The organism is Paenibacillus sp. Y930 (genome assembly GCF_056786375.1).
Map to the genome: position 1 here is coordinate 1 of NZ_JBXCIX010000005.1, position 13586 is coordinate 13586.

Here is a 13586-nt window from a genome sequence, read left to right on the forward strand (position 1 = left end):
TGAGTTTCTCGTTACATTGTGTAAGTTTGAAGCTCGTCTTGTTTTCTTCGTGTGTCTCGCAATCTCTCGCGGCGACAAGAAATAATATATCATAGGGACTGACTATAATGCAACCCTTTTTTAAAACTTTTTTTAATTTATTTGTCGAAAACCGCGCAAACCCCCGTTGTTACGCGGTTTTTACAATATAATATTTTCATTCAATTAGATACTGCGTCCCTATAAGTAATGCTACACCAGGTAATCCTAGTACTGCGGTAGTACCAATCGTCAATGGATTAATCGGCAGGGCATAAGGTTGGGTGATTTCAAGATAATTCATTAGAAACAATACCGTCGCCGCAACAATCCAATGTACAATAACTTTTTTCAAGCTCAATCGCGATAATTGATTACGCAAGAGCACCACAATAAGCGCTAGACTAGAGACAGCAAATATAATCATCCATATTAGGTTCATATGAGATATCCTTTCACTTTCGACCAATCAATATCAATATCTCTTGCCTTATTCAACAACATGCGATATTTCTGTTCAGCCATCATTAATGAATAGATCGCTAATTCAACTTCATCATGACCGCATGCATATTGAAAATGTAGCTCGGCAGATCTCCATTGCAATAGCGAATCTTTAATTTCTATACGAAGCTTGTCTACCTCAATAAGCTCATCTTTACTCATCGGATCATTTTCGTACCATTGACTCGTTAATTTACTCGCTACATATTTGTTCATCCTTCTCCCCCTCACATATACATGCCTTATTCATATGTATATTGCTCAGGATCAAAATAGAACTAAAAAAGTCGATATTCATGTGGTAACACCACAAAAATATCGACTTTTAGATTACATATTAATTAGAATAATTCACGGCGGCCTTCAAGAGCCTTCGATAAAGTTACTTCATCAGCATATTCCAAGTCTCCCCCGACAGGCAAACCATGAGCAATTCGAGTTACTTTAATACCAAAAGGTTTGACTAATCTTGAAATATACATCGCCGTAGCTTCCCCTTCAATATTAGGATTGGTCGCTAGGATCAGTTCCTGGACAGTCTCATCACCTAGACGCTTTAATAGCTCCGCAATTCTAATTTGATCGGGACCAATTCCTTCCATAGGAGAAATCGCACCCTGTAATACATGATAATAGCCATCAAATTCCTTCATTCGTTCCATTGCAATAAGGTCTTTAGATTCTTGCACGATACAAATAATTTCACTGTTTCTACTCTTATCCTGACAAATGCGACAAGGATCTGTATCCGTTATGTTACAACAAATAGAACAGTAGAACAGATTACGCTTCACACTGACAAGAGCTTTAGCGAAATCAATCACTTCATCCTCTTTCATACGCAACACATGAAACGCTAAGCGCCCAGCCGTCTTCGGACCTATTCCAGGCAAACGAGTAAAGGAGTCTATAAGTTTAGCTATTGGCTCTGGATAATACACGTGTAGGTACAGCTCCTTCTGAATAGCTAGAGTGATACTCTTATCAACTCTGAATCTCTCTGTTAATGAAAACCCACTCGCGATCCAACATCATCACAAGTGGGTTTTTTTGAATTTCCTTTGAAATATGACAAGCGATCTTTTTGAACTTCATCTTACAATGAAGGATCAAAATGTTCGGCTGTCAGCACCAAGAATATGCACTTCAGCAAAAACGAGTAGCACAGTGTACGTTATTGGTACACGAGCACACGCAGGCTATTGATGGAGGGCATATTCGCCGCCGACTAAACTACTGCGCGTTACATCGTGATCACAGTCGTACTTTTTGAGCTACCTCTATTAGAATAGACCTGGAATCTTCATTCCGCCTGTGTATTTACCCATATCCTGATTAGCTAGTTCTTCCGCTTTAGTAAGAGCATCATTAACAGCAGTTACAACAAGATCTTGTAACATTTCAATATCCTCTGGATCAACTGCTTCAGGACTGATCACAATGTTAAGTAATTTTTTGTGTCCACTAATCGTAACGGTTACTACTCCGCCACCTGCACTTCCTTCAACTGTTTTACCTTCCAAATCTTCTTGGGCCTTAAGCATTTGCGCTTGCATCTTTTTAACTTGCTTCATCATTTGGTTCATATTGTTCATTACATTCACCTCATTAGATTATTTGTCTGTTACCACAACTAGATCTTCACCGAATAGCTTTACCGCTTCCTCGATCCAGATCGGCTGTTGCTTGGATTCATTTATAGAAATATCCTCAGGCTCTAGCTCCAATGCTTCTGTCGGAGATTGTGAAGCCCCTTCCAGAGCAGATTGCCAGTCCTTGAGCATGACGGTAACCAATTGGTAAGGCTTACCAAGTATTTCTTGGGATACTTGTTCAATCAATTCTCGATGAGTCGGCTTTTCTGTTGTTTCGCGATGGATTTCATTTTTGAACGTTAATAGCAATTGTTGATTTACTGCAGACACTAGTTCGCTATCTTTCAACCAAGCATGTACCGTCACTTTACGATCCTTCACTCGCATTAACACATCACTCCAGTTCATACGAGCTTGATTAGTCTCTTGTGAACTAGCCGCAACAACGTATTGATCTAGCTTAATTTTCGGACGATTAACGCCCGTACTCGAAAATGCTTTACGTGGGACCGTTCGATCAGTTGCATTCGTTGTAGCTGGCGCCACTTGTATCCCCTGCTTCATTAATTGCGCCAATTGCCCTTCTAATTTGTGAACATGCTGGCGAAGTTCTACCAATTCATGACTACTAGCAGCTGAAGCACCATCTTGAGCACCCGAACTGTTTAATTGTGAGGTCGAGCAAAGCTTCAACAATGCAACTTCCAACAATGTTTGTGGCTGAGCAGCATGCCGTAACTCTTGCTGATAATGATTCAACGTTTCAATCATAATAAACAATGATTCAGGGCTATACGACTCTGCCATCTGCACAAATCTCTCGTGATCTACAATTCGCTCTGTTACTGCATTACCTTGTGGAGCAAGCTTCAAAACTAATAAGTCTCGGAAGTAATAAATTAGGTTTTCCATACACTTATCTGGACTTTTACCACCTTGCATAAGCCCCTCAACTAGTGGCAGCATCTTGGATACATCTCGCTCCTTGATCGCTTCTGCTAATTGATAAAACTGCTCAGCAGCAATACCACCAGTAACATCTATTGCCGCTTCTAATGTAATATTGCGATCAGCAAAGGCTGAAGTTTGTTCCAGCAAACTAATCGCATCACGCATACCACCCTCTGATAATCGTGCAATATAAGCGAGTGCGTCATTCGTTGCTTCAATACCTTCTTCTGCACAAATCTCTTGTAGCCTTTCAACCTGTTCAGAAGTTGAAACTTGCCTAAAATCAAAACGCTGACAACGTGAAATAATTGTAGCAGGCAACTTATGTGGTTCTGTAGTTGCTAATATGAATATAACATGCGGAGGCGGTTCTTCCAACGTTTTCAGAAGTGCATTAAATGCTTCTGCTGTTAACATATGGACCTCATCGATAATATAAACCTTATATCGAACTTCCGTAGGAGCATATCTTACTTTATCGCGTATGTCTCGAATTTCATCAATACCACGATTTGATGCTGCATCAATTTCTACAACATCCATAATAGTTCCTTCTGTTATTCCAATACAATTATCACATTGATTACACGGCTCAATAGATGAGCCCTGCTCGCAGTTTACAGCCTTCGCTAATACTTTAGCTGTTGTTGTCTTACCTGTACCACGAGGTCCGTTGAACAAATATGCATGTGAAACACGATGTTCACGTATCGCATTTTGTAGCGTCTGTATAATATGCTGTTGTCCGACCATATCCTTGAACATCTGCGGACGCCAAGAACGATATAGAGCTATATGTGACACGTTACGTTCTCCTCTAATTTCTATATAGTAAATCATATAGTTATTTCGTCTTCTCATTATACTACATGAATTCTCTTAACAACATGTTTTCATACAATTACGCACAAAAATACCTGCCAATGGTAAGAGTTCACTCTTACCATTGGCAGGTTATTTGTAGGCTACGCCTTTTGTTCATCAATTAAGTACCGTGCACCTATCTTCGATAGAAGCGATCCGAGCGACTTTCTTACTACATAGCTCGAGCAAGGCACTCCCTCGGCACATGAACTAACTTACTTATGGCTGCTTCCTTCCGGACCTGACCAGATTCATAAGCGTCCATTGCGAAGGACCCCACTGTCAACACTACTTGCAAGCGTCAGACCTCACATCGACAACACCTAGAATAGGAATTCAACCTCGCTGTAGCGGATTGCGAGTTACAGGGCACCGCTACCTCCCCATCTAGCACGGCAAGAATCAGTATATTACAATATGGACAAAAGTGCAACTATCTCACACTCTGTTCACAAAGACATGCTACATTTATTGGCTATACACATTGAATTCTTACTAAATTAGTTACTATAATCGTTTAACTTCCTCTACATAACAAAAAAGTTCTTGGTGGCTTGTACAAGCCACCAAGAACTTTTCTATGTCACCTATACTAGGCACACATACGATATGGATTAGATACCGTATTTCTTTTTGAATCGATCTACACGACCGCCTGCATCCAGGAACTTTTGCTTACCCGTGAAGAATGGGTGACATGCGGAACAAACTTCTACTTTAAGAGCCGATTTAATCGAACCTGTTTCGAAAGTATTTCCACAAGAGCAAGTAGCTGTAACGGCGTGGTATGTCGGATGAATACCTTGTTTCATCTCGTTCACCTCTTTCTGCCCTGAATCTCATACGGACCAGAGTTTTATGCACATGAAATGATTTTAACAGAGTGAAGGTTCAATTGCAATGGAAAAGATGCGCAACCTATCTACGTCGATATTCCATTGGCGGTACATGTGTATACGAACCAATTACAACGTCAGGCAATTCTTCACGATATATTTGTAGCATCTGTTTCATACCGTAAATTTCACCTTTTGCTTTCGGAATAAGACTCAAATAACTTTCAGGATCGATATTAAGATTTCGCATTTGAATCATTTTAAGCTTCGTCCGTTTGCAGAAATCAATCATCGCTTCCATCTCTTCTTCACGATCGGTAACACCAGGGAAAATAAGATAGTTAATTGAAGTATAGACACCTTGCTCAGCAGCATAAATTAATGATTTCTCAACATTTTGTAGTGTATACCCTCTTGGACGATAATATGCATTGTAATGATCTTCTAACGCGCTAATCGTACTCACTCGCATTAGATCAAGTCCCTCATCAACAATCGCACGAATAAAGTCCGTTATGCCGGCATTCGTGTTGATATTAATATAACCTTGATTTGTCTGACTACGAACTTGCTTCATAGCTTCAACGATGATTTTCACTTGAGTGGAAGGCTCACCTTCACAACCTTGTCCGAAACTAATAATAGAATCAGGATGTTTCAAATGTTCAAGCATAACTTGCGATACTTCATCTACTTGAGGCTTGAAATTCATCCGAGTCTGGGGAGCGACAAAGCCACTATCTTCTGGTTGCTCTGAAATACAACCGAAGCAACCAGCATTACATGAGAATGATACAGGCACCCCGCCCTCCCAACGATTCAAGAACGTGTTAGAAGCTGTTAGACATTCATATTCAAGAGCACAATTCGAAAGATGCTTATACAGACGATTTTCAGGGTATGTCGTTAATAACCTATCTACTTCGATTTTTAACTCATCACGATCACAATTTTCAGGATCCCAACGTTCAGGCTCATCACATTGCTCAGCCGTAACATAGAAACCTCCGTCCTTCCACACTACCGCTGTATAACCAAAGAGTGGGAATTTCTCATTCTGATCTGATTTCACATATCCAGGAATATTCAGACGAGTATATCCTTGCGGAAGCAATGCTCCTACCGCCTGTGCTCCATCACCAATCACTTGCATTTCACCTGTATCTGGATCGAGTGCAATAGGTTTACTGAATGGCAGACTGACAAGCGTCGCTCCTTCAGGTAAGGGGATTAATTCATCCTCCATAATCTCCACAATCATATCGCCACTTCGTGCTAGTGCAATATAACCGGGATGATCATACACAATTCCTTGTTCATCTGCATATACGAGATTCATGTTGCCCTCCTAAAACTTTTTGACTATTTAACGATTTGAGAGGATGATGTTGGTCTAGTAGGCGGTTTTCGCGTAGTAGCTGATGTTGCTCTTTTCGCACCAGTTAACTCTTGCTTTGGCTTATCTAGCTTTGGAACATCCACAGCAGTATCGAGCGACATTAAGAACTGTTCATTCGTTTCCGCTTCTTTAATCTTCTTAATGAATTGATCTACGAATTCAAAGGAATCATTCATATTTTTACGAATTGTCCAAATTTTATCAAGATCATCTTTGGGTAGTAACAATTCTTCTCTACGCGTTCCCGAACGACGAATATCAATAGCAGGGAAAAGTCTACGTTCAGCAAGCTTACGATCTAGATGAAGCTCCATATTACCCGTACCTTTAAATTCCTCATAAATAATATCATCCATACGTGATCCTGTTTCTATTAATGCAGTAGCTAAAATAGTTAAACTACCACCTTCTTCAACATTACGTGCTGAACCAAAGAAGCGTTTAGGACGATGGAATGCTGCAGGATCAATACCGCCACTCAATGTTCTACCTGATGGTGGAACGTGAAGGTTGAACGCTCTTGCAAGACGAGTAATACTATCTAATAGAATGACAACATCTTTTTTATGCTCTACCAAACGCAAAGCGCGTTCAAGTACAAGTTCCGCTACTTTAATATGATTTTCTGGAAGCTCGTCAAAAGTCGAAGCAATAACTTCACCTTTCACAGAGCGCTGCATATCAGTAACTTCCTCTGGACGCTCATCAATAAGAAGAATAAACAACTCAATATCAGGGTGATTCGTTGAAATACTGTTGGCAATTTCTTTCAAGAGTAGAGTCTTACCTGCTTTTGGAGGAGCGACAATAAGTCCACGTTGCCCTAGACCTACCGGTGCTAATAAATCCATAATTCGCGTGGAGATTTTGTTTTGCTCTGTTTCTAGCGTTAATTTTTTATCAGGATATAGTGCAGTTAGTGCAGGGAAGTGTAGACGTTCTTGTGCTGTTTCAGGACTTTCACCATTAACCGCATTAACTTGAAGCAAACCATAATAACGTTCACTATCTTTCGGCAGTCTACATTTACCCGATACTAAATCTCCATTTCTCAAATCAAACTTACGAATTTGAGAGGCTGAGATATAAATGTCCTCTTTACTAGGTAAATAGTTGATCGGACGTAGGAAGCCGAAACCATCAGGTAACACTTCCAAAACGCCTTCCATAAATAAAAATCCACTTTTCTCTGCTTGAGCACGTAAAATAGCAAAAATTAATTCTTTCTTTTTCAATTGACCATAGTACTGGATTTGGTATTGTTTTGCGAGCTTATATAGCTCTGTCAACTTCATAGTCTCCAAATCTGCAATTTGAAGGTCTGACATGATCTCACCACTTTTATTATAAAATATAGAATCCGCTTTGATTAATCAGCATTGCCTGATTATCGTGAATCTATTCTATGACAGTGTCATCCGTGTTCGTAGTCGTCTAGCTATCTTCTCTCCACACTTCAGCACCTAATATACTTAAGTTCTCTACTAGCCGATCATAACCACGATCGATATATTCCACATTAGTAATCTCAGTAACTTCGTCAGGCACAGTAAGTGCTGCAACAACTAACGCCGCACCAGCACGAAGATCTGCCGCTTCCACTTTGGCAGCTCTTAAAGGGCCACCTTCAATGACAGCTGTTCTTCCTTCCACACGTATGTTCGCTCCCATTAGTACTAGCTCAGGAACATGCTTGAATCGCGTTCCATAGACATAGTCTGAAAGTAAGCTTGTACCAACTGCACATGTCAGTAAAGAAGTCATTGGAGATTGCATATCTGTTGGAAATCCTGGGTAGACCAGTGCTTTCACATCAATCGCGTTATACTCCGATTTCCCGATAATACGAATTGATTCATCATATTCGATGACTTCAACGCCCATTTCTTTTAGCTTCGCAGTAAGTGCCTCAAGATGCTTCGGAATAACATTATCGATTAACACATTTCCTCTAGTAGCAGCTGCTGCGATCATATAAGTGCCTGCTTGAATGCGATCAGAGATTACAGTATGACGGCAACCCATCATCTGGCTTACACCTTCAATTCGAATCGTTTCAGTTCCAGCACCTTTAATCTTTGCGCCCATAGCAGTCAACAATGTTGCTACGTCAACGATTTCCGGTTCTTTTGCAGCATTTTCGATAGTAGTAACGCCTAGGGCACGTGATGCAGCAAACATAATATTAATCGTTGCACCAACACTAGCTACATCAAGATATATTTTCGCTCCGCGTAATTGCTCAGCCTTAATATGCAAAGCGCCTTGTTCATTCGTTACTACCGCGCCTAATGCTTCAAAGCCTTTAATATGCTGATCAATAGGGCGAGGTTCAAAGTTACAACCACCTGGCATTCCAATCGTCGCTTCACCGAAACGACCAAGCAGTGCTCCCATCAAATAATAAGAAGCACGAAGCTTTTTCACTTTACCATTAGGCATTGGTTTCGATATTAATTGAGTAGGATTTATACGGATTTCATCGTCTTTTCGAGACACTACTGCGCCCAGTTCCTCAAGTATTTCTGCATAAATAGCTACATCGCTAATGCAAGGCAAATTATCTAAAACCACTTCAGATCCAGCTAGAACTGCCGCTGGTATTAAAGCAATCGCACTATTTTTGGCACCACTAATTGTTACTGTTCCATGTAGTGGCTTACCTCCGCGTATCATTAATTTCTCCATTAATCTATTGGTCCTCCCGTTGCTTGGAAGTCTACATAGTAAAAACCGCCGCAAGCGTGCTCTCAAAAAAAAGATGAGGAAGCGCACCGACAACAGGCGGTTTACATATGTCCCTTGTCCCATGTCTCTTATATTGTGTAGTGTGTAATAGATAACATTATATATAGGATCAAGCTATCTAATCCATATTCATTAAAATTATATCTACATTATGCTCAGCATGCGAACAATATTCACGTTTCCGAACAAGTTCATAACGCTACGAAGCAAACTAATTCAACGATATTATAGCATAGTGTCCTATGTTTTCATACCGCGGATTAAAACTACAAAATAATAGAAGCATCGCCACAATAACGTAACGACGCTTCTATTCATTAACTTTCAGCTAGTTATGAGCTATAAGTACCTTGATTGTTCAGTTGAAAATTAACTTCTACTCGAAGCTCATCAATATCAAACGGCTTAGTAAAATGCTTTACGGCACCTAGATCAGTTGCTCGCTTGATCATATCTAGTTCACCATATGCTGTCATCATAATGACTTTGATAGTAGCATCAATCGACTTAATATGCTTCAATATTTCAAGTCCATCCATACCTGGAATCTTCATATCTAGAAGCACAAGATCAGGACGGTTATTGCGCACAAGGTCTAAAGCCATTTTCCCATTAGATGCTTGCGATGTATGATAACCTTCAGAACTAAATACCTCATTCAATAGAAGTCTAATTCCGTTCTGATCATCAACTATGAGTACTCGTTGTTTTACCAAGCTATTTCTACCCCCTATAGCCTTCACCTGTTATGTGATAGGAATGTTACTATACAAGAGTATTCGCTATAGGATTTAACTTTTCCTGCTAATTTATAGACTCGTCAACATTTATTCCATTTTTTGAGTTTTTATTGTTGAAGTGCTGCTTGTACAAAGTCATGGAATAGTAGCTGTGGACGATTAGGTCTTGATGTAAATTCTGGATGGAATTGAACAGCTAGGAACCAAGGATGATCCTTAACCTCAACCATTTCCACTAATCTTCCATCTGGAGATGTACCTGAAATGACAAGTCCCGCTGCTTCTAACGCTTCACGATATTCATTATTGAACTCATAACGGTGACGGTGACGTTCGTATACAAGCTCATCATTGTATGCTTTATATGCATTAGTTCCTTCTACAACTTTACATGGATACAAACCAAGACGCATTGTTCCACCCATATCTTCAACATCTTTTTGATCTGGCAATAGATCAATTACTGGATATGGAGTTGAAGCATTAATCTCAGAGCTGTTCGCATCTGCAAGACCTAGAACATTTCTAGCGTACTCGATAACTGCTACTTGCATACCAAGGCAAATTCCGAAGAATGGAATTTTTTGTTCACGGGCATAACGAATCGCTGAAATTTTCCCTTCAATACCACGATCGCCAAAGCCACCAGGAACAAGAATTCCGTGTACACCTTGTAGCTTTTCCACCACATTGCTATCAGTAAGTTCTTCTGCATCAACCCAACGAAGCGAAACCGACGAGTCAAGCGCAATTCCCGCATGATTTAACGCCTCAACAATACTCAAATAAGCATCGTGAAGTGCAACATATTTACCGACAATAGCAATTTCGACATTACTTTTCAGTGTTTTCACACGATCAACTATTGCTGTCCATTCTACCATATTGGCTGCAGGTGCATCTAGTTTCAAATGATCAAGTACAATTTGATCAAAGCCTTCTGCTTGAAGCTGCAATGGCACTTCGTACAATGTAGAAGCATCTCGACATTCAATTACAGCATTCGTATCTAAATCACAGAATAGACCAATTTTCCGTTTCAGATCATCCGCTAATGGATACTCCGTACGGCAAACGATAATGTTTGGCTGAATACCGATTGAACGAAGTTCTTTAACACTATGTTGTGTCGGTTTTGTTTTCACTTCACCGGCAGCTTTAATATATGGAATTAACGTAACGTGAACGTACATCACGTTATCACGACCAATATCACTCTTAATTTGACGAATCGCCTCTAAGAATGGAAGACTTTCAATATCACCGACAGTACCACCAATTTCCGTAATGACAACATCAGCGCCTGTTTCTTTACCTGCACGGAATACACGTTCTTTAATCTCATTGGTAATATGAGGAATAACTTGAACTGTTCCGCCCAAATAATCACCACGACGTTCCTTAGTAATAACATTGGAATAAATTTTACCCGTTGTAACATTGCTGTTTTTTGAAAGGTTGATGTCAATAAAGCGCTCATAGTGTCCTAAGTCGAGGTCTGTCTCTGCTCCATCGTCCGTTACAAAAACTTCACCATGCTGATAAGGACTCATCGTTCCTGGGTCCACATTAATATATGGATCAAATTTTTGGATCGTAACTTTTAGCCCTCTGTTTTTAAGCAGTCTTCCCAAAGATGCTGCAGTAATCCCTTTACCTAAAGACGATACAACGCCGCCCGTTACAAAAATATATTTGGTCACTGTGATAATACCCTCCATACTTTAGTTATGTTTTAGCTATTCCCAAATGTTACTCAATCAAGCCTAGTCCCTTCATTTTCCAAAGGTTTTCAGCTTATCTATGGCCTGTACAAACAAAAAAAGTGACACCCGTAGCACGGGGGCACTTTTCTCACAAGGTATATAATGATACATCAATATGTTCAGCTGTTTCTATAGCCCATAGGTTAGTTTACTCTCCCATATAGCTCATGTCAAGCATAACCGCAGAAGTAATCGAGCAACCTATTATTCCTCAATTATTCAACTGAATTGATGATCAATTATTTCTCTTCTTCTTCTTCAAGTTCTTCATATTCTTCTTCAGCAGCTTCTTCGAGAGATATCTCTTCATCTTCAATATCCTCTTCATCCAACTCTACTTCTTCTTCAGTAGCTTCTTCTTCTTCGTCCGCTTCGCTGAATGTTTCTTCTGCACGATAAGCACCGAATTCATCTTCCTCGGCAGTATAGTTTTCCTCTTCATCTACATAAATCTCATCATCTTCATCCATATCGTCTTCGTCGTTAATAATACGAGTACGTTTTGTATTACCAACTGGATCTTCTGCACGTTCAACTGGGTACCAGCGTTTCAATCCCCAAACATTATTCCCTACGCAAGCAAAACGTCCATCAATGTTGATTTCTGTATACACTTGAGCAATGAATCTGTTGATTCCATCTTCACTAAGACCTCGAATTTTTGCAATTTCCATCATGAGGTCACGATAAAAATACGGCGTATTTGCTGCTTTCAGCACTTCAAACGCCAGGTCAACCATAGGCATTTCGCGTATACGTTCCGGATCCAATTTCAATGTGTAACCGCTCATAACGACACGTCCTCTCTTGCTATCTAAATTAAGTAAATTGTAAGCATCCTTATAACATTAGTCAAAGTATAGTAAACCTTATTTCAAATAAAAAAGCAAGTTGTTCCTATGCGAATGGATATCAAAATGAATAAAAAACAAAAAGCGAAGGGGGGGACCCTTCGCCGTGACTGTATCCTTCCTAATGATGGTAATCACCTTTAGGCATAATTGAGCTCCGAGCTCATCTTTCATTTTATGTAATAGTATCCAGTTTGACACGGATAATCGCCCATTATTTCTAAAAAAGGCGGATGCATATACACATCACCCCAACGACACATACAATATCGAACATTGTATTGGAGGAGGGAACGGAAAGTAATGAATTCAAAGCCTCTAAATGACAGCAATATTCAACTTCATACCTCCACTAAGAACAAAAAACTTATCAATAATGGCATACCTTGGGGAATCGATACCGTGAGAGCACCTCAAGTGTGGCAATATACGACTGGACGGCAAATCAAAATCGGAGTTATCGATACAGGCATTGATTTTCAGCATCCAGCTTTGAAAGGTTCCATTCTACCAGGTATTAATCTAATTAATCGGGGAATGCCCCCCATCGATGACAATGGCCATGGTACGCATATCGCTGGAACTATAGCAGCTTCCAACCCTGCGCATGGCATGATTGGCATAGCCCCTCACGCCCTCATCGCTCCTGTAAAAGCTTTCGATCAAAACGGAAGTGCATATGTCTCTGATATTATACAAGCCATTGACTGGTGCGTACGCAATGGCATGGACGTTATTAATATGAGCTTTGGGATGAAAACTAGAAGCAAAGCCATGCTGAATGCAGTGATTCGGGCATATAACAAAGGAGTTATTATTGTCGCATCATCTGGAAATGAAAGCAAAAAAAAATCTATCGATTACCCGGCACGCTACCCCCATACCATTGCAGTTGGTGCAACCAACGCCATCCGAAAGGTTGCACCTTTTTCTAATCAAGGCATCTATATTGATATCTACGCACCGGGGGATCGGATTGTATCCGCTTGGCTTAATGGGGATTACCATGAGATGAGCGGAACAAGTATGGCAACATCACATGTTAGCGGCGCTGTTGCACTATTGTTAGAGCGCTCACCTCATCTAAAGCCGATTGAAATTAAATCCATATTGAAACGTTCGATGCAACCCTTGAAGTATGCGAAAGCGAGGAGGGTAGGCGAGCTTGATATCGTAAAGATGCTACAAGTTGCCAAGGAGGAGTAACTCAAAACATCCGCTTATGCTCACGCAGGTGTTCTAAAAAAAAAAAAAAAGAAGCAATAGATTAAACTATTGCTTCTAAATAGGTCGTTCAATTAGAACGATCGTGAT

13 protein-coding genes and 1 other RNA gene are annotated in these 13586 nt (G+C 40.2%); 1 reads left to right on the forward strand and 13 read right to left on the reverse strand.

Annotated features, from left to right (window positions below; all coding sequences use genetic code 11):
* Nucleotides 1–196: 196 nt before the first annotated feature.
* The 13 genes from AC1TO5_RS15065 to rpoE form a co-directional block, all read right to left on the reverse strand.
* Nucleotides 197–460 (reverse strand): pro-sigmaK processing inhibitor BofA family protein, encoded by a 264-nt coding sequence (locus tag AC1TO5_RS15065; RefSeq protein WP_482063656.1) that lies wholly within the window; start codon nt 458–460, stop codon nt 197–199.
* Complete coding sequence (locus tag AC1TO5_RS15070; RefSeq protein WP_482063657.1) at nt 457–738, reverse strand: hypothetical protein; 282 nt, start codon at nt 736–738, stop codon at nt 457–459. The genes AC1TO5_RS15065 and AC1TO5_RS15070 overlap by 4 nt, the downstream gene beginning before the upstream one ends.
* A gap of 125 nt (nt 739–863) precedes the next feature.
* Nucleotides 864–1463 carry a recombination mediator RecR gene (gene recR, locus AC1TO5_RS15075; RefSeq protein ID WP_482063658.1) on the reverse strand — a complete coding sequence of 200 codons (600 nt, stop codon included), beginning with the start codon at nt 1461–1463 and terminating at the stop codon, nt 864–866.
* A 342-nt stretch (nt 1464–1805) separates the two neighbouring features.
* Nucleotides 1806–2117 carry a YbaB/EbfC family nucleoid-associated protein gene (locus tag AC1TO5_RS15080; protein ID WP_482063659.1) on the reverse strand — a complete coding sequence of 104 codons (312 nt, stop codon included), beginning with the start codon at nt 2115–2117 and terminating at the stop codon, nt 1806–1808.
* Nucleotides 2118–2135: 18 nt separating this feature from the next.
* Nucleotides 2136–3872, reverse strand: coding sequence for a DNA polymerase III subunit gamma/tau (gene dnaX / locus AC1TO5_RS15085; protein WP_482063660.1), 1737 nt, complete (start codon nt 3870–3872; stop codon nt 2136–2138).
* Between the two features lie 188 nt (nt 3873–4060).
* An RNA gene (gene ffs / locus AC1TO5_RS15090) (signal recognition particle sRNA large type) lies at nt 4061–4328 on the reverse strand.
* 218 nt (nt 4329–4546) lie between these two features.
* Nucleotides 4547–4744 carry a 50S ribosomal protein L31 gene (rpmE, locus tag AC1TO5_RS15095; RefSeq protein WP_482063661.1) on the reverse strand — a complete coding sequence of 66 codons (198 nt, stop codon included), beginning with the start codon at nt 4742–4744 and terminating at the stop codon, nt 4547–4549.
* Between the two features lie 106 nt (nt 4745–4850).
* On the reverse strand, nt 4851–6107 hold the full coding sequence (locus AC1TO5_RS15100; protein ID WP_482063662.1) for a radical SAM family protein: 1257 nt from the start codon (nt 6105–6107) through the stop codon (nt 4851–4853).
* A gap of 23 nt (nt 6108–6130) precedes the next feature.
* The gene (rho, locus tag AC1TO5_RS15105) at nt 6131–7495 is read right to left on the reverse strand and encodes a transcription termination factor Rho (RefSeq protein WP_482063663.1); all 1365 of its coding nucleotides are present in this window, start codon (nt 7493–7495) and stop codon (nt 6131–6133) included.
* 106 nt (nt 7496–7601) lie between these two features.
* On the reverse strand, nt 7602–8855 hold the full coding sequence (locus AC1TO5_RS15110; protein ID WP_482063664.1) for a UDP-N-acetylglucosamine 1-carboxyvinyltransferase: 1254 nt from the start codon (nt 8853–8855) through the stop codon (nt 7602–7604).
* A 392-nt stretch (nt 8856–9247) separates the two neighbouring features.
* Nucleotides 9248–9631, reverse strand: coding sequence for a response regulator (locus tag AC1TO5_RS15115; protein WP_482063665.1), 384 nt, complete (start codon nt 9629–9631; stop codon nt 9248–9250).
* Nucleotides 9632–9762: 131 nt separating this feature from the next.
* Entirely contained in the window at nt 9763–11358 is a 1596-nt protein-coding gene (locus AC1TO5_RS15120; RefSeq protein ID WP_482063666.1) for a CTP synthase, read from the reverse strand.
* A 302-nt stretch (nt 11359–11660) separates the two neighbouring features.
* Nucleotides 11661–12212, reverse strand: coding sequence for a DNA-directed RNA polymerase subunit delta (rpoE, locus tag AC1TO5_RS15125; protein WP_482063667.1), 552 nt, complete (start codon nt 12210–12212; stop codon nt 11661–11663).
* A 363-nt stretch (nt 12213–12575) separates the two neighbouring features.
* Here rpoE and AC1TO5_RS15130 point away from each other — a divergent pair, with 363 nt between their 5' ends.
* On the forward strand, nt 12576–13478 hold the full coding sequence (locus AC1TO5_RS15130) for a S8 family peptidase (protein ID WP_482063668.1): 903 nt from the start codon (nt 12576–12578) through the stop codon (nt 13476–13478).
* The last annotated feature ends 108 nt before the right edge of the window (nt 13479–13586 follow it).